Annotated in this window: 13 protein-coding genes; 8 read left to right on the top strand and 5 right to left on the bottom strand. The window is 57.3% G+C overall.

What is annotated here, in order from left to right; all coding sequences use genetic code 11:
- Positions 1-118: 118 nt before the first annotated feature.
- The 5 genes from U2949_RS11445 to U2949_RS11425 are packed head-to-tail and all read right to left on the bottom strand — an operon-like array spanning position 119 to position 6075.
- The gene (locus U2949_RS11445) at positions 119-730 is read right to left on the bottom strand and encodes an SCO family protein (RefSeq protein WP_321287799.1); all 612 of its coding nucleotides are present in this window, start codon (positions 728-730) and stop codon (positions 119-121) included.
- A 15-nt stretch (positions 731-745) separates the two neighbouring features.
- Positions 746-2818, bottom strand: coding sequence for a M3 family metallopeptidase (locus U2949_RS11440; RefSeq protein ID WP_321287797.1), 2073 nt, complete (start codon positions 2816-2818; stop codon positions 746-748).
- 15 nt (positions 2819-2833) lie between these two features.
- On the bottom strand, positions 2834-3697 hold the full coding sequence (folD, locus tag U2949_RS11435) for a bifunctional methylenetetrahydrofolate dehydrogenase/methenyltetrahydrofolate cyclohydrolase FolD (protein WP_321287794.1): 864 nt from the start codon (positions 3695-3697) through the stop codon (positions 2834-2836).
- The gene (locus U2949_RS11430; protein ID WP_042480818.1) at positions 3698-4321 is read right to left on the bottom strand and encodes a response regulator transcription factor; all 624 of its coding nucleotides are present in this window, start codon (positions 4319-4321) and stop codon (positions 3698-3700) included.
- Positions 4318-6075, bottom strand: coding sequence for a PAS domain-containing sensor histidine kinase (locus tag U2949_RS11425; RefSeq protein WP_045929911.1), 1758 nt, complete (start codon positions 6073-6075; stop codon positions 4318-4320). Before U2949_RS11425 ends, U2949_RS11430 begins: the two co-directional genes overlap by 4 nt.
- 267 nt (positions 6076-6342) lie before the next feature.
- On the opposite strand from U2949_RS11425, the gene aceE reads away from it, so the two are divergent.
- The 8 genes from aceE (at position 6343) to U2949_RS11385 (ending at position 18394) form a co-directional block, all read left to right on the top strand.
- Positions 6343-9051, top strand: coding sequence for a pyruvate dehydrogenase (acetyl-transferring), homodimeric type (aceE, locus tag U2949_RS11420; protein WP_251197194.1), 2709 nt, complete (start codon positions 6343-6345; stop codon positions 9049-9051).
- Between the two features lie 11 nt (positions 9052-9062).
- Positions 9063-10763: a dihydrolipoyllysine-residue acetyltransferase gene (gene aceF / locus U2949_RS11415; RefSeq protein ID WP_026483297.1), complete on the top strand. Its 1701-nt coding sequence runs from the start codon at positions 9063-9065 to the stop codon at positions 10761-10763.
- Between the two features lie 9 nt (positions 10764-10772).
- Positions 10773-12551 (top strand): dihydrolipoyl dehydrogenase, encoded by a 1779-nt coding sequence (gene lpdA / locus U2949_RS11410; RefSeq protein ID WP_321287791.1) that lies wholly within the window; start codon positions 10773-10775, stop codon positions 12549-12551.
- Positions 12552-12637: 86 nt separating this feature from the next.
- Positions 12638-14035, top strand: coding sequence for a bifunctional tetrahydrofolate synthase/dihydrofolate synthase (folC, locus tag U2949_RS11405; protein ID WP_407654182.1), 1398 nt, complete (start codon positions 12638-12640; stop codon positions 14033-14035).
- A gap of 38 nt (positions 14036-14073) precedes the next feature.
- Positions 14074-14916: an SPOR domain-containing protein gene (locus U2949_RS11400; protein ID WP_321287787.1), complete on the top strand. Its 843-nt coding sequence runs from the start codon at positions 14074-14076 to the stop codon at positions 14914-14916.
- Positions 14913-15401: a CvpA family protein gene (locus U2949_RS11395; RefSeq protein WP_009457028.1), complete on the top strand. Its 489-nt coding sequence runs from the start codon at positions 14913-14915 to the stop codon at positions 15399-15401. Before U2949_RS11400 ends, U2949_RS11395 begins: the two co-directional genes overlap by 4 nt.
- A 23-nt stretch (positions 15402-15424) precedes the next feature.
- Positions 15425-16909, top strand: a complete 1485-nt coding sequence (gene purF / locus U2949_RS11390) for an amidophosphoribosyltransferase (RefSeq protein WP_026483292.1) — start codon at positions 15425-15427, stop codon at positions 16907-16909.
- Between the two features lie 267 nt (positions 16910-17176).
- Positions 17177-18394, top strand: a complete 1218-nt coding sequence (locus tag U2949_RS11385) for a serine hydrolase domain-containing protein (RefSeq protein ID WP_321287785.1) — start codon at positions 17177-17179, stop codon at positions 18392-18394.
- Positions 18395-18410 lie beyond the last annotated feature (16 nt).

Genomic DNA, 18410 nt, shown 5'->3' with positions numbered 1-18410 from the left:
TGTTGTTGTTGTTGTTGTTGTTGTTGTTGTTGTTGTTGTTGTTGTTGTTGTTGTTGTTGTTGTGCTGAGGGCGCTGTTGGCCAGTCTGATCTGAGGTTTGATTCAGGGCCAAGCCCGTTCAGTTCAGCAAACTGCGCACCCCATCGGCCAGAACCTGCACCGATTCGGTGTCCGGTGCCAGATACCGCGCTCGGCCTTGCTGATCGAAGATATATACGCCACGGCTGTGCGAGACCTCGTAGTTCTCGGGCGCTTTGGGATCGGGTTTTTCAATCTGGAAGGCCACTCGGTAACGACGGGCCAGATCGGCAATCTGCTTTTCTGAGCCTGTCAGGCCTGTGGTGTGCTTGCCATCAAAGGCGGCCACATAACGGGCCAGGGAGTCGGGCGTATCGCGGTGGGGGTCCACACTGACAAAGATGATGCGCACCTGCTCGGCATCGTTCCCCAGTTCTTCCATGACCAGGCCCAGTTGAGCCAAGGTGGTGGGGCAAACATCCGGGCAACTGGCATAGCCAAAAAACATCATGACGACTTTATCCTTGAAGTCATCCTGGGTGACGGTTTTGGGGCCAGCGGCTTGCAGGGAAAAACGCAGATCGGGCAGGAAGCCACGTACGGGATGCAGATTGGCAGCGGCAGCGCTGCTTAGCAGGAACAAGCCCAGCGCCAGTGTCAGGCCAAACTGTTTAAACAAGACAAGAATGGACTTTACTGGGCTGGGTGTCATGGACGTCCTCTGGGTTTAAGCAGGCTCTGGAGTGAGCCCGCTGTGACGGAGCAGGGCGGTGATGGAAGGATCGCGGCCACGGAAAGCGCGGAAGGAGTCGGCAGCTGGGCGTTCGCCCCCTACGGACAGAATCTCGCGCCAGAAGCGATGGCCCGTATTGCTGTCGAGGGTATCACGTGCCCCATCCGAGTGGGTATAGGCTTTTTCCTCAAAGGCCGAGTAGGCGTCGGCGGACAGGACTTCAGCCCATTTATAGCTGTAGTAACCCGCGCCGTAGCCACCCGCAAACAAGTGCGAGAACTGATGCGGGAAACGGTGCCACTCAGGCGGGAACAGCACGGCGACTTCCTGGCGTACCTGATCCAGAATTTCCATGACGGCATCAATCCTCAGGCCGCTGTCACGCGAGTGAATCAGCATGTCGAACAGGGAGAACTCCAGCTGGCGCACCATTTGCATGCCGCTCTGGAAGTTGCGGGCCAGGTTCAGCTTGTTGTAGAGCGCACGGGGCAGGTGCTCGCCGGTTTCCACGTGGGCGGTCAGCATCTGCACGACAGGCCATTCCCAGCAGAAATTTTCCATGAACTGCGAAGGCAGTTCGATGGCGTCCCATTCCACGGCGGAGAAGGCCGAGGCGGCCGGATCGTCCACACGCGAGAGCAGGGTATGCAGGGCGTGGCCGGATTCATGGAACAAGGTGATCACATCGTCATGCGTGAGCAGGGCGGGGCGACCGGGCTGGGGTTCGGCAAAGTTGCATACCAGGTAGGCAATAGGCAGGCACAGCTGTTCACCCAGACGGCGACGGCTGCGTTCGCTGTCCACCCAGGCACCGCCTTGCTTGCCCTGGCGGGCGTGCAGGTCCATGTACAGATAGCCCAGAACTTTGCCGTCGGAAGCCATGACTTCAAAGGGGCGTACGGCAGGATGCCAGGCAGGCACGTCAGCGGCGCGCAGTGTCACGTCAAACAAGCGCTGGATGACTTTGAACAGGCCGTTCAGAACGGCGGGTTCCGTGAAGTACTGTTTGACCTCGTCTTCCGAGTAGGCGTAGCGCTGCTCACGCAGGCGTTCAGCGCTGAACGGAACATCCCAGGCTTGCAGGGTTTCCAGACCCAGCTCTTTTTTAGCGAAGGCTTGCAGCTCGTCCAGATCCTGGCGGGCGTAGGGGCGAGCCTTGGAAGCCAGATCACGCAAGAAGCTCATCACCTGTTCCGGGGTGTCGGCCATGCGGGTTTCCAGACGCATATGGGCGTAGCTGGCAAAACCGAGCAGGCTGGCTTCCTGGGCACGCAGCTCCAGCAGCGTTTCAATCGCCTGGGAGTTATCAAATTGGGCATCGCCCTGATCGGAGGCAATGGTGGTGTAGGCCCGGTACATCAACTCACGCAAGGTCTGGTTGCGTGCGTATTGCATGACAGGCAGGTAGCAAGGCATTTTCAATGTCAGACGCCAGCCTTGCTGATCGTTTTCCTGGGCAGCGCGTTGGGCGGCGGCCAGCACGTCGTCCGGGATGCCGTCCAGCTCGGCCTGGTCGGTGACCAGGTAATGCCACTGATCAATCGCATCCAGTACATGCTCGGAGAATTGCTGCGAGGTTTGCGCCAGTTCTTCGGAAATACGGGCGTAGTCTTCACGCGCCTGACCTTCCAGTTGCACGCCGCTCAGGCGGAAATCGCGCAGGGCCAGAGTAATGATGCGTTGGCGCTGGGGCGTCAGGGTGGCAAAGGCCAGGCTATCGGCCAGCGCCTGATAACGCAGGAATAAAGGACGGTTCAAGCCCACCCAGGTCGAGAACTCGCTCATGCGCGGCAGGCACTGGTTGTACACCGTGCGCAGTTCGGGCGTGTTGATGACCGAGTTCAGGTGACCGGCCACCGACCAGGCGCGATACAAGGTTTCGGTGGCGTCGGTAATGGGCTCGACGATGTTGTCCCAAGTGGGTTCGCTATCGTCGTTGGAGACTGTGTCTACGGCTTGGCGGGCCAAGGCCAGCAGTTGGTCCACCGCCTGCTCGATGTGCTCGGGCTGGATGGCGGGATAGTCAATAAGGCTGTCGATAGGAACCAGTAAGGGATTTGTCGTCATAAACCGTTGATTAAATTAAAGACTGATGTTGGCCGAACGTTCGGCCGCTTCCAAGGTGTTGACCAGCAGCATGGCAATGGTCATGGGGCCAACGCCGCCAGGGACGGGCGTAATGGCCGAGGCCACTTCGCTGGCGCTGGCAAAGTCCACGTCACCGCACAGCTTGCCATCGGCACCGCGGTTGATACCGACGTCAATCACGACGGCACCGGGCTTGACCATATCGCCGGTAATGATGCCGGGACGGCCTACGGCAGCCACCAGCACATCGGCGCGGCGGGTTTGAGCGGCCAGATCACGCGTTTTGGAATTACAGAGGGTGACGGTAGCGCCCGCAGCCAGCAGGAGCATGGCCATGGGTTTGCCCACGATATTGCTGGCCCCCACCACCACGGCTTCTACACCACGCAGCGCCACGTTTTCGGACTCCAGCATCTTCATGACACCGTAGGGCGTGCAGGGGGCAAACAGCGGCTTGCCTGTCATGAGCATGCCGGCATTGCTGACGTGGAAACCGTCCACGTCCTTATGCGGTGCAATGGTTTCAATCACCTTGTGCTCGTCCAGGTGGGCGGGCAGGGGCAATTGAACCAGAATGCCGTGCACCGAGCTGTCCTGATTCAAGCGGGTGATCAGGGCCAGCAGCTTGGTTTCGGTGGTGTCAGCCGGCAGGCGGATGATTTCGGACTTCAGGCCGGCGGCTTCACACGCCAGGCCCTTGTTGCGTACATAGACCTGGGAGGCTGGATCTTCACCGACCAGCACCACGGTCAAACCGGCTTGAATGCCGTGGGTTTGTTTCAGCTTGGCAACACGTTCTGCAACGTCCGCCTTGATGGCGGTGGACAGCTTTTTTCCATCAATAATGCGAGCACTCATTTACGCATCCTCGGACTTGGTGAGGGCGATTTTCATGAGGTCGGCAACCGTAGTGACTTCCAGTTTTTCCATGATATTGGCGCGATGCGCTTCGACAGTTTTAATGCTGATGTTCAAGTCCCCAGCAATCTGTTTGTTCAGGCGACCGGCAACAATGCGTTCCAGCACTTGCTGCTCGCGCGCTGTCAGGCGGCCCAGGACTTCTTGTTGATCTTTCTGCGCTTGCGCTTGCGAGGCACGCGCCGTAGCCTGTTCGATCATGCGGCTGACAATGGTGCGCAGATCGGCTTCGTTAAAGGGTTTTTCCAGAAAGTCGATAGCGCCTTTCTTCATGGTGCTCACGGCCATGGGCACGTCACCGTGGCCAGTAATGAACACAATCGGGATGTTCGACTTGCGAGCGATCAGGGCTTCCTGCAGCTCCAGGCCGCTCATGCCGGGCATGCGCACGTCCACAATCAGGACGGCTACCTGAGCTGGGTCGTAGGCGCCCAGAAACTCTTCGCCCGATGCAAAGCAGCGGACCCGGTAGCCATTGGCTTCCAGGAGCCAGCGCAAGGAGTCCCGTACGGCTTCGTCGTCATCGACTACGTAAATGGTGCATGGCATTTGCGGGCTGGTCATTCGGGTATCTCCAGTTTGTTATCAAGGGTGTCCGCTACATCCGGTGCCGCACAAGGTAGACTGAAACGGAAAATCGTTCCACCCTCTGGATTGCCGACTGCCCACAGGCGGCCGTGATGCGATTCAATAATTGTGCGACAGATATTCAGGCCCATCCCAAGGCCTTCGGACTTGGTACTGTAAAACGGTTCAAAGAGGCGCTCGGGGTCTTTCAAGCCATGACCGCGATCGATGACGGCCATTTCCAAAAGCGATTCTTGTTGGGTAATCACCAATTGAAGCACATGATGCTCGCTGTGTTCCATGGCTTCGATCCCATTTTTGAGCAGATTCAATAATACCTGTTCTATGAGAATGGGGTCGGCAATGACGTCAGGAACCGGATCAGGAATGCTCAATTCAATGTCAATTTGGCGCTTGCGGGCGTCGATTTCGGCAAAGCCGACGGCATTTTCCACAATACGCATGACCTTGACGCGGACGCGGCGCGGTTCGCTACGCTTCACAAATTCACGAATGCGGCTGATGATCTTGCCCGCGCGCTCGGCTTGCTGGGCCGCTTTTTCCAGCGCGGCCAGCAGGGTTTCAGGCTGGTAGCGACCGGATTTCAGCATGGCGACTGCACCCATGCTGTAGTTATTGATGGCCGTCAGCGGCTGGTTCAATTCGTGCGCCAGCGAGGAAGCCATTTCGCCCATGGTGGTCAGGCGGCTGGTCAGCTGCACTTTTTCCTGCTGAATACGTGAGGCTTCTTCGTGCTTGCGACGGTCGGTAATGTCGCGCGCCACTTGCAGACGCACACGACGGCCATCCGTCCAGGCCAGCATACGGTGATGGACTTCAAACCAGCGGGCCGCCGATTCGGAGTAAATCTCTACGGTTTCATCCGTAAAGCGACCCAGACGACCACCCAGCAGTTCAGCGTGGCCATTGGATTGGGCACCAAAGAAGCGACGATAGGTACGGTTGGCAAACAGCAACTCCAGACCGTCGGAGGTATCGGCCACCACGGAAATGGCATCATCCAGACCTTCCAGCACCGTCATGAAGCGTTCATGCGCGGCGGTCAAGGCTTCGCGAATGCGCTTGGGTTCGGTAATGTCCGTCATGGAGGTCATCCAGCCGATCTGCTCTCCATTAGGGGCACGCAGGGGCGAGACATACATACGGGCCGTAAAGCGCGAGCCATCACGGCGTTGAGCCTCTACCTCCAGACCACTGCTGGGTGTGCGGCCGGATAGCAAAAGATCCAGGGTTTCCTGGTGCTGTTGGTGACGACCGGGCAACCAGTAAGGGAAGGGGGCAGTGCGGCCGACCAGATCGGCCTCGTTCCAGCCAATCATTCTGCAAAAAGCCGGGTTCACATAAGCAATGCGGCCCTGCATGTCAAAAACGCGCATCCCCGTGGACATGGAGTTTTCCATGGCACGCCGGAAACCCGTTTCGGCGGTCTGGGCTGCCTCGGCATGGGTCCGGAAGCGGGTATAGCGCCACAGGGCCAGCAAGCTGACCACAATCACCAGGGACAGGGCCAGAATCACCATCATCAGGCGTTGCTGGCGCGTTTCCTGATCGATGGTCACAAACATGACGCTATCGTTTTGCAAACGCTGCAGCCACAGGAATACGCCCATGACACAGAGGTAGAGAAACAGCACGACAACCGGTGTCAGCCAATAGAATCCACGCCGATTCTGCTTGGCCTGATCATAGAAGGTTGAAGGGATCAGAGACTTTTTGGGATGAGTAGCCATAACAGCAAGAAAAGAAGTATGGCTGGATTGTAATGTAGGGCTATTTTTTTTAGTGATATTTCGTATTATGAAAACACATACCATAAAATGAAATTTTGCTTGAGCGTTTCTGTGTTCTTTCCTAGAATGGTTTGGTGCAGGCGTACCCCGCCTTGAACGCTCACAGTCCGCAAAACCCGCTTCGGTCAGGATCGCTTTACTTCTTATTAGATGGGCGGCTCAGCGTCGAGCAAGACCGGACTACTACCACATATATGGAGACACTATATGTCCTCAACCCAAGACAATAGTTCGGCTCAGGTCAGTCAAGACCAAGCCCTAGAAACAAAAGAGTGGCTTGACGCCCTGGAAGCGGTGGTGGACCGTGAAGGCCCGGCCCGTGCTCATGATCTGATCGAAAAGCTGATCGATCTGGCCCGTCGCTCCGGTGCTCACATCCCGTTCTCGCCCAACACGGCTTACGAGAACACGATTCCTCCCGGTCTGGAACCTGCCCACCCTGGCAATCTGATGCTCGAAGAGCGTATCCGTTCCTACATTCGCTGGAACGCCATGGCCATGGTGGTGCGCGCCAACCGCGAAACCCCTCCTGATGGCGGTGGTCTTGGCGGTCACATTGCCTCCTTTGCTTCGCTGGCCACCATGATTGGCTGCGGTCAGAACCACTTCTGGCACGCTGAAACCGAAGATCACGGCGGCGACATGGTGTTCTTCCAGGGCCATTCCTCGCCCGGTATTTACGCCCGCGCCTTCATGGAAGGCCGTATCTCCGAAGATCAATTGAATAACTTCCGTCAGGAAGTTGATGGCAAAGGCCTGCCATCCTACCCGCATCCCAAGTTGATGCCCGAATTCTGGCAGTTCCCCACCGTATCCATGGGTCTGGGCCCATTGATGGCGATCTACCAGGCTCGTTTCCTGAAGTACCTGCATGCCCGTGGCATCGCTGATACCAGCGGCCGTAAAGTCTGGGTGTTCCTGGGCGATGGCGAGATGGACGAACCCGAATCCCTGGGCGCCATCGGTCTGGCAGCACGTGAAAAACTGGACAACCTGATTTTCATCGTGAACTGTAACTTGCAGCGTCTGGACGGTCCTGTACGCGGTAACGGCAAGATCATCCAGGAGCTGGAAGGTACCTTCCGTGGTGCTGGCTGGAACGTGCTGAAACTGATCTGGGGCGGTTACTGGGATCCATTGCTGGCCCGTGACAAGGAAGGCATCCTGCGCAAGGTCATGGAAGAAACCGTGGACGGCGAATACCAGGCCTACAAGGCCAACGACGGTGCTTACGTTCGCGAGCACTTCTTTGGCAAGCACCCCAAGCTGCTGGAAATGGTCAGCCGCATGAGCGACGAGGATATCTGGCGTCTGAACCGTGGCGGTCACGATCCTCACAAGGTGTACGCTGCGTTTGACGCCGCCACCAAGCACGAAGGTCAGCCTACCGTTATTCTGGCCAAGACCATCAAGGGCTACGGCATGGGCCACGTGGGCCAGGCCAAGAACCCGTCGCACCAACAAAAGAGCCTGGATCTGGACGCTGTGCGCGAATTCCGCGACCGTTTCAACATCCCGGTTCCTGATGACAAACTGGAAGAGCTGCCTTACTTCAAGCCAGCTGATGACTCTCCGGAAATGCAATACCTGCACGCCCGCCGTCAGGCATTGGGCGGCTACCTGCCCAAGCGTCGCACCAAGGCCGATGAACAGCTGACCGTGCCGACTCTGGATGCATTCAAGCCCATGCTGGAAGCCACTGCCGAAGGCCGTGAGATTTCCACGACGCAAGCGTTTGTGCGCTTTTTCAACACCTTGCTGCGTGACAAGCAAGTGGGTCCTCGTGCCGTACCTATCCTGGCTGACGAATCCCGTACCTTTGGTATGGAAGGTCTGTTCCGTCAGATCGGTATTTACGCACCGGAAGGCCAGAAGTACACCCCGGTCGATAAAGACCAGGTCATGTACTACCGCGAAACGGCCAATGGTCAGTTGTTGCAGGAAGGTATTAACGAACAGGGTGCTTTCAGCTCCTGGATTGCGGCGGCCACGTCGTACTCCAACAGCAACCGCATCATGATTCCGTTCTTCATTTACTACTCCATGTTCGGCTTCCAGCGCTTTGGCGATCTGGCCTGGGCAGCGGGTGACATGAAGGCACGCGGTTTCGTGCTGGGCGGCACTGCCGGTCGCACCACCTTGAACGGTGAAGGTTTGCAGCACGAAGATGGTCACAGCCATATTCAGTCCTCGCTGATTCCTAATTGCGTATCCTATGACCCCACCTTCGCTCACGAAGTGGCTGTCATCATGCAGCATGGCTTGAAGCGCATGGTTCAGGACCAGGAAGACGTGTACTACTACGTCACCCTGATGAACGAGAACTACGCTCAGCCCGGTCTGGTCGAAGGTGACGAAGACGGCATCCTGCGCGGCATGTACAAGTTCAAGTCGGTGGCCAAGGACAGCAAGCTGCGCGTTCAGCTGATGGGTTCGGGCACGATTCTGCGCGAAGTGATCGCTGCACAGGAACTGCTGGAAAAAGACTGGGGCATTGGCTCTGATGTTTGGAGCGTGACCAGCTTTACCGAGCTGCGTCGTGATGGTCTGGATTGCGAACGTGCTGCGCTGTTGAATCCTGAAGGCAAGGATCTGCCCGTGCCTTACGTGACGACTCAACTGGCTAAAACGGACGGTCCTATCGTGGTCTCCACCGACTACGTCAAGGCCTTTGGCGACCAGATTCGTCCGTTTGTGCCTAAGGGTCGCACCTTCAAAGTGCTGGGCACCGATGGTTTTGGCCGCTCCGACTACCGCTTCAAGCTGCGCGAGCACTTTGAGGTTGATCGTCACTTTGTGGTGCTGGCTGCTCTGCGCGCGCTGGCTGAAGACGGCAAGATTCCGTTCAGCAAAGCGTCCGAGGCGATTGCCAAATACGGCATCAATCCTTCCAAGGCCAACCCGCAGCACGCATAAGGGACTGAACCATGAGCAATATCATTCAAGTCAAAATCCCGGATATCGGTGCTGACGACGCTGTCGAAGTGATCGAAATCCTGGTCAAGGAAGGCGAGACCATTGAGGTCGAGCAAAGTCTGATTACCGTGGAGTCCGACAAGGCCTCCATGGAAATCCCCTCGTCCGATGCTGGCGTGGTCAAGTCGATCAAGGTCAAGCTGGGCGACAAGGTTAAGGAAGGCAGTCTGGTTCTGGAATTGGAAGCCGCCGAAGGCGCGCAGGCCGCGCCTGCCGCTGAGCCTGCCAAGGCTGAAGCTGCTCCCGCTCCTGAAGCTGAAGCTGCGCCCGCAGCGGCTCCTGCCGCTGCCGCGGCAGCCCCGGCCGGTGGTGAACAGCAAGTTACCGTTCAAGTGCCTGATATTGGCGACGCCCGCGATGTGGACGTTATCGAAATCATGGTGCAAGTGGGTGACACCATTGAAGTGGATCAAAGCCTGATCACCGTGGAATCGGACAAGGCTTCCATGGAAGTACCGTCTTCCCACGCCGGTGTGGTGACGGCCATCAAAGTGAAACTGGGTGACAAGGTCAGCCAGGGTAGTGACATTCTGGAACTGACAGTCCAAGGAGCTGCTGCCGCTCCTGCGCCAGCCAAGGCCGACGCCGCTCCCGCTCCTAAAGCTGAACCTGCTCCCGCAGCAGCGGCCGCTCCTGCTGCCAGCTCCTCGGTGGTGGTCGGTGCTGGTGCGCCGGCTCCAGAGCGTGTTTCGCCCACTGCCGCTTTTGCGGAAACCGAAGGCTCCTTGCGCAATCTGCCGCATGCCTCGCCTAGCGTACGCAAGTTCGCTCGCGAGCTGGGTGTGGATCTGACCAAGGTTCATGGCTCGGGCGATAAAGGCCGTATTACGGCTGACGACGTGCGTGGCTTTGTGAAGCAGGTCATGGCGGGCGGCGCTGCTCCGGTTATTGCTGCCGGTACCGCTGCTCAAGTGGGTGGTCTGGATGTGCTGGCCTGGCCCAAGGTCGATTTTGCCAAGTTTGGCCCAGTCGAAACGCAGGCCCTGTCGCGCATCAAGAAGATTTCGGGTGCCAACCTGCATCGCAACTGGGTCATGATTCCTCATGTCACCAATAACGATGTGGCTGACATCACCTCTCTGGAAGCCCTGCGTAAAGAGCTGAACGAGGAATACAAGAAGTCCGGCGCTCGCGTCACCATGCTGGCTTTCGTCATCAAGGCAGCCGTGGCTGCCCTGAAGAAATTCCCCGAGTTCAATGCCTCGCTGGACGGCGACAATCTGGTGCTCAAGCAGTACTACCACATCGGTTTTGCCGCTGATACGCCTAACGGTCTGGTTGTGCCGGTTATCCGTGATGCCGACAAGAAAGGCATTCTGGATATCGCTCGTGAAACGGGCGAATTGGCCGCCGCTGCCCGTGATGGCAAGCTGAGCGCAGCCCAGATGCAAGGCGGTTGCTTCACCATTTCCTCGCTGGGCGGTATTGGCGGTACGGACTTCACACCCATCATTAATGCGCCAGAAGTGGCCATTCTGGGTCTGTCGCGTTCCTCCATGCAGCCAGTCTGGAATGGCAAGGAATTCGAGCCACGTCTGATGCTGCCTCTGTCCCTGTCCTACGACCACCGCGTTATCGATGGTGCCGCCGCCGCCCGTTTCAATGCCTTCCTGGCAACGATGCTGGCCGACTTCCGTCGCATCGCATTGTAAGGAGTTGTCATGAGTCTGATTGATCTGACAGTCCCGGATATCGGCGACTCCGGTGAAGTAGATGTCATCGAAGTGCTGGTGCAAGTCGGCGATACGGTCGAGGTCGAGCAAAGCCTGATCACCGTGGAGTCCGACAAGGCCTCCATGGAAATCCCTGCCGCTCAGGCAGGGGTGATCAAGGAGTTGCTGGTCAAAGTGGGTGACAAAGTCTCCCAGGGTTCGGCCATTGCCAAGATTGAAGCGTCCGAGAGCCAGGCCGCTCCCGCTGCTGCACCCGCTAAACAAGAAGAAGCGCCTAAAGCAGCGGCGGCTCCTGCCGCTGCCGCTCCGGCTGCAGCACCTGCTCCGCAGGCTGCCAGCCATCAGGGTGCTGCGGATGATTCCGTGGATGTGGTCGTTCTGGGCGCTGGCCCTGGCGGTTACAACGCAGCTTTTCGTGCCGCTGACCTGGGCCTGAAAGTAGCTCTGGTCGAGCGTTACAGCACCTTGGGTGGTGTGTGTCTGAACGTGGGTTGTATTCCTTCCAAGGCCTTGCTGCATACCGTAGCGGTCTACGAGGAAGCCAAGTCCCTGGCGACGCACGGCATCAAGTTCGGTGAAGCGCAAATCGACATCGACGCGCTGCGCGATTACAAGAACAAGGTGATCGGCAAGTTGACCGGCGGTCTGGCCGGTATGGCCAAGGGACGCAAGGTACAGGTTGTGGTCGGTAACGGCCAGTTCCTGGACCCCAACCACATCGAAGTGACCGCCAACGACGGCACCAGGAAAGTGATCAAGTTCGGTTCGGCCATTATTGCGGCCGGTAGCCAGTCGGTAAAACTGCCATTCCTGCCTGACGATCCACGCGTGGTGGACTCCACCGGCGCGCTGGAACTGAAGTCCGTGCCCAAGCGCATGCTGATCGTGGGCGGTGGCATCATCGGTCTGGAAATGGGTACGGTGTACTCGGCTCTGGGCGCACGCCTGGACGTGGTGGAAATGCAAACTGGTTTGATGCCAGGTGCAGACCGTGATGTGGTCAAGGTGTGGGAGAAGATGAACAAGCATCGCTTCGACCACATGATGCTGGAAACCAGCACCGTGGCCGCTGAAGCCCGCGAAGACGGCATCTGGGTGACCTTCGAAGGCAAGAACGCGCCGGCCGAGCCGCAGCGTTATGACCTGGTTCTGCAAGCCGTGGGCCGCTCGCCCAATGGCAAGAAGATCGGTGCCGAGAAAGCCGGTGTGCAGGTTACAGACCGTGGTTTCATCCAGGTTGACAAGCAACAGCGTACCAACGTGCCGCACATCTACGCGATTGGTGACATTGTGGGTCAGCCCATGCTGGCACATAAGGCTGAGCACGAAGCGCATGTGGCTGCTGAAGTCATCGCCGGTGAAAAATCCTTCTTTGACGCCCGCGTGATTCCTTCGGTGGCTTACACCGATCCGGAAATCGCCTGGGTGGGTTTGACTGAAGATCAGGCCAAGAAAGACGGTATCAAGGTCGAGAAGGGCGTGTTCCCATGGGCTGCCTCGGGTCGTGCCATTGCCAACAACCGCGACGAAGGCTTTACCAAGGTTCTGTTCGATGCTGAAACCCACCGTATCGTGGGTGGCGGTATCGTCGGCACCAATGCGGGCGAGCTGATTGGCGAGCTGGTGCTGGCTATCGAAATGGGCGTGGACCCGGTCGATCTGGCCAAATCCATCCACCCACACCCGACCTTGTGCGAGTCCGTCAGCAAGGCTGCTGCCGTCGCAGAAGGGACGTGCACGGACTTGCCTCCCACACGTCGCAAGTAATACCAGTATTCGCCTGATAGTTAAGGCGTATTGGATCACGGCAGGTGCTATCATCAGCGCCTGCCGTTTTTATTTTGTAATTGGTGTTGTCCATGACTCATCCTGTTCTGAAAGCCGACTCCTCGCTGAGCGATTGGCTGTCCTATCTGGAAACTTTGCATCCCTCGGCCATTGATCTGGGCCTGGGACGGATTCGCGAGGTTGCCCAACGTCTGAACATCAAACTGGATTCCGTCGTCATTACGGTGGGGGGCACCAACGGCAAAGGCTCGACCTGCGCCATGCTGGAAGCGATTTTGCTGGCGGCGGCCTACAAGGTGGGCGTGTATGCCTCACCGCATCTGGTGCGCTACAACGAGCGCATTCGCTTGAATGGCGAGATGGCCGAGGATGCCCAGATCACGGCCCAGTTTGCCCGTATTAACGAAGCCCGTGGCGATCTGACACTGACTTACTTCGAGTTTTCCACACTGGCCGCCTTGTTGCTGTTCCAGGAGCAGCGGGTTGATGTTGCGGTGCTGGAGGTAGGGCTGGGTGGTCGACTGGATGCCGTCAATATCATTGATGCGGACTGTTCCATCATTACCAGTATTGATATTGATCATGCTGAATACCTGGGCAACACCCGTGAGCAGGTCGCCTGGGAGAAAGCCCATATTTTCCGCGCTGATCGTCCTGCGATCTGTGCGGATCCCGTACCGCCACAGACCATGCTGGATTACGCCCAGGAGATTGGTGCCCAATTGTGGCTGTTTGGCAAAGATTTCAACTATTCGGGCGACCGCCAGCAATGGGCTTATGGTGGTCGTAACCAGCGCCGCGCTGCCTTGGCTTACCCGGCCTTGCGTGGAGCGAACCAACTGCTGAATGCCTCCGCGGCATTGGCTGCGCTGGAGTCGCTGCACCCACGTCTGGCTGTGCCTGCGCAGGCTGTACGCGCTGGTTTGTTGCGTGCCCACATGCCTGGTCGCTTCCAGATTCAACCCGGCCAGCCTTGCGTGATTTTTGACGTGGCCCACAATCCCCATGCCGCAGCTGCCCTGGCACAGAACCTGGACAATATGCCGCCGTACCCCAAGACGATTGCCGTCGTGGGCATGTACAAGGACAAGGATGTGGATGGCGTGATTGCCCGTATGGCTACCCGTATCGATCACTGGATGTGCGCCAGTCTGGAAGGTCCGCGCAGCCTGTCGGGCGAGGAGTTGGCCAATCACGTCCGTTCTGTGCTGGCCAGTGGGGAGATGCCTGATGATGTGCTGGCACCCGAAGCCGAATCCAGTTCGCATCGCCCGGGCGTTCGACCCGTTGCGCGTGCTTCAGTCAGTAAAGCGTCAGCAGTCGTATCCAGTTACAACAGTCCTCAGCTCGCTTACGAGGCGGCATTAAAAGAGGCCAGTGACAATGATAGAATTGTCGTGTTTGGCTCGTTTGCGACAGTAGGGCCGATACTTGAAGCCGCAAACGACCGTTCTTCTTCCTGAATATCGGTAAGACTGCTTATTTCATAGGTCTAGGGCTCATGGGTTTATTTTCACGTAACGATACTTCCTCATCGTCGGGTCGCCGCGGCAGTGCTTCCAGCGATTCACAATTATCGGAACTGCGTGGACGGGCTCGTCGCCGTCTGATCGGCGCGCTGGCTCTGGTTTTGGCCGTAGTTGTGCTGGTACCCATGCTGACTGCCGACAAAACCCCGCCCGAGCCCGAGCAGTCTCTGGCTTTGGGGCCGATTGGCCAGACAACGGGGCAGGGCACAGTGCAAACCCGTCCTGGCGAGCTGGTGGTGCAAGAGGGCACGCCCGCTCCTGTTATCGAGCAACCTGACGAGCCGCTGGTCGCTGATCCTTCCACCAGTACTGATGGTGGCCTGGCTGTGGTCAATCCCGGTCTGGAAACCGATCCTGCGCATGTGACTACGCCAAGCACCCCAACTGAGCCGCCGCCTGTGACCACCCGTCCAGAGCCGCCCAAGCCGGTTGAAAAACCCAAGCCTGTCGAAAAACCCAAGCCAGCCCCAGCGCCTGCACAAAATGGCCGTACGGATGACGGCTCCTACGCGCTGGCCCTGCTGGAAGGCCGTGTACCGAACAAACCTGCCCCTGTTGCCGCCAAGCCGGCTGCGCAGCAAGGCAACTTCATTTTGCAGATTGTCGCCTATTCCAACCAGAACGATGCCCAGTCGCGTCGTGATCAGCTGGTATCGGCCGGTGTGACCAATGCCTATGTAGAGACGGCACAAAGCGGTGGCAAGCCAACCTATCGTTTGCGTGTGGGCCCATTCCCCACTCGTGAAGCGGCACAGGCAGCCCAGGCCCGCTTGCGCTCGCTCGGTTACGAGAACAGTTTTATCTCGGCTAAGTGAGCAGCTTCGACTATATCGTCCTTGGAATTGTGGGTGTGTCAGGCCTTCTGGGCCTGATACGCGGATTGATCAAGGAAGTTCTTTCGCTCAGCGCCTATTTGCTGGCTTTCATGGCCGCAATCTGGTGGGGGCCACGCACATCAGGCTGGATACAAGTCTGGGTAGAAAACGGCTTATTACGTACGGCTTTGGCCTACGGAGCCGTTTTTTTTATGGTCTTGCTGCTGGTGGGCCTGTTGAACATGCTGCTGGCCAGCCTGATCGAGCAAACAGGTTTGACGCCCGCCGATCACGGACTGGGCGGCCTGTTTGGTCTGGCTCGCGGGGTGTTGCTGGTGCTGATACTGGTCATTCTGGCCGGGCATACCGATTTACCTAAAGAACCGTGGTGGGAACAGGCCAAGCTGGCCGAACCTGCGATCCGCGCGGTGCAGTCGATTAAGGCCATGCTGCCGCCGTCTCTGGCAGAATGGCTGCCTTATTGAGAACACACTAACGGGAACCAATCATGTGTGGAGTTGTAGGGGTTGTTGCGCGCAGCCCTGTAAATCAGTTGATCTATGACAGTTTGCTCTTGCTGCAGCATCGCGGGCAGGATGCAGCGGGGCTGGCGACCTGGCACGACCAGTTCTTCAGCATGCACAAGGCATTTGGCCTGGTGCGGGACGTATTTCGTACCCGCAACATGCGCTCCTTGCCGGGCAATAGCGGTATTGGCCACGTGCGTTACCCCACTGCAGGCTCCAGCCAGAGCGTGGAGGAGGCGCAGCCGTTTTACGTCAATGCCCCCTTTGGTCTGAGCTTTGTGCACAACGGCAATCTGACCAACTGGCGTGAACTGCGTGAAGAGCTGTTCACCATTGACCGTCGCCACATCAACACCAACTCGGACTCCGAGGTTCTGCTCAATGTGTACGCGCACGAATTGCAACGTGCCGCCACGGGCCCCGAGCTGTCTCAGGACGAAGTGTTTGAGGCCGTGGCAGCCGTGCACCGTCGTGCTCGTGGTGCTTACGCCGTGGTGTCGCAAATTGCGAACTTTGGTCTGGTTGCCTTCCGCGATCCAAACGGGATTCGTCCTTTGTGCCTGGGTCGCAACGTGACCCCCAAAGGTGAAGAATGGATGGTTGCCTCCGAGTCCGTGGCCTTGACCGGTTGCGGCTTTGAGCTGGTTCGTGATGTTGAGCCCGGCGAGGCCATCATCATTGATCTGGACGGCAATCTCAGCAGCCGCCAGTGCGCCGAGAACCCGCGCCTGAACCCCTGTGTCTTTGAATACGTGTACTTTGCTCGCCCAGACTCCACGGTCGATGGTGTGTCGGTGTACGACGCCCGTCTGCTGATGGGGGAGTACCTGGCCGAGAACGTCGCCAAGAACCTGCGTCTGGCTGATATTGATGTGGTGATGCCTATCCCTGACTCGGCCCGCCCATCGGCCATGCAGTTGGCGGCGCATCTGAACCTGAACTACCGTGAAGGTTTCATCAAGAATCGCTATGTAGGCCGCACCTTCATCATGCCCGGCCAGGAAGTGCGCAAGAAGTCCGTGCGTCAGAAGCTGAGCGCCATTCCCATGGAGTTCCAGGGCAAGAATGTGCTGCTGGTGGACGACTCCATCGTTCGTGGTACCACTAGCCGCCAGATCGTGGACATGGCTCGTGCAGCAGGTGCAAACAAGGTGTTCTTTGCCTCGGCAGCGCCACCGGTACGCTTCCCGAACGTGTACGGCATTGACATGCCCACCGTGTCCGAGCTGATTGCTACGGGTCGTGATGTGGATCAGGTTGCCAAGGAAATTGGTGTGGACGGTCTGGTCTACCAGGACCTGCACGATCTGGAACAGTCCTTGCGTGACCTGAACCCACGCTTTGCAGGTTTCGAGTCTTCCTGCTTTAGCGGCGAGTACGTGACAGGCGATGTGGACGAGGCGTATCTGAATCTGTTGGCAGAAGGCCGCAAAGGCGGTCGTGAAGTGCCGGACGTGACGGATTGATCGTCTGATTCTTCAGTTGAGTAAAAAACCCGCTTTTATGGCGGGTTTTTTATTTCTTCATTCTATGGTTTTTGTTTTTGCATTCGATTTTTTTATTCAGGTTTTAATTATTAGCCTATTTTATAAAATAAATTTATTTCTCTTGTCTTGTTGATAATAATAATTTCTTCCACTTTGTTTTTGGATTTTTATTAATTCACTTATATTCCTGCTTTGTTTCTTTTGATAAATCATGAGCATCAGTGCTTATTCTATCGGGATACAAAGATGAAAGACCTAAACTGCGATATAGAGTCAGACCACGTAATGGCGGTAACTGAGTCGACTGGGGAGAATCAGGGCAATAGTTCTTCGCGGACCCATTTTCCTGTCTTGCATCAATTCCTGGAGCAAGCCCTAAGCCGAAATCAGGTGATGGGAGCGGTGGTTCTGGTCGCTCACCAAGGTCAGGTGGTATTGAGTTATGTGGGTGGATGGGCCGACAAGGAAAAGGCCAGACCCATGCACGAGGATACGGTGTTCAGATTGGGTTCTTTGAGCAAATCGGTTAGCTCCTGGTTAGCCTTGTGCTTAAGCGAGCAAGGACTGATTTCCTTGAAAGACAGAATCACACGTTACCTTCCCAATTTTGGTCCTCACTTTGAGTCGGAATGTCCACCGATTTCGATTCATCAATTACTGACTCATACCTCGGGTCTCAGCTATCGCTTTATTGATGGGGAGGAGAGCCTGTATGCGCAGGCGCAAATCAGTGATGGCATTGATCGCGTAGACCTGAGCTGGCAAGAGAACTTCCGTCGTGTGTGTTCCGTGCCGCTGCGCTTTGCGCCGGGGACTGGCTGGCGCTACTCCTTGGGTATTGACGTGGTGGGCAAAGCCTTGGAGGTCGCGTCCGGGAAAGGCTTGGCGCAACTGCTGGAAGAGACAATCAGTGCTCCTTTGGGTTTGCAGCATTGTTCGTTCTATGAGCGCGATTACTACCAGATAGCAGCGCATTATCAAAATCATGCAGCAGGCCTGTCCCGGGCTGAAGGTGCGTTGGATTTGGGAATAGGTGTGCTGCGTTTTGATGAGAGCCTGATGTCCCGACCCTCTACGCCGGTCTATGCCGGTGCTTCCATGTTGGGTTCTGGCCCGGATTTGATGCGTATCTTGCTGGGTTTGCGGAATGGGCGCTTGCTATCCCGGTCATCCTATCAGGCGTTCTTGAGCGACCATGTACCGCATTCGTCCAAGTGCATGTGGCGCAACTGGGGCTATACCTACGGGGCGGCAATTTCCCGACTGGAGCCGGACTCAACCATGCCCATGTCGGCAGGTAGTGTGCAATGGGTAGGCGCCTTTGGGCAGAAGTGGATGTTTGATCCACATAAGGATGTGATTATTGTCAGCATGACCAATACGGCTCCGGAGGGCTTGTTTGGCGCTTTCCCGGACCAAGTGCGCGATGCAGTTTATGCTGACCTGGGGCTGATGCCAGGATAAGCTTGCCTACGGCTAT

The organism is Alcaligenes phenolicus (assembly GCF_032063905.1).
In the GTDB taxonomy this organism is placed as follows: Bacteria; Pseudomonadota; Gammaproteobacteria; order Burkholderiales; family Burkholderiaceae_B; genus Alcaligenes; species Alcaligenes phenolicus.
Note: the sequence above shows the minus strand (reverse complement) of the source record. Positions and strands in the feature narration are given on the sequence as shown.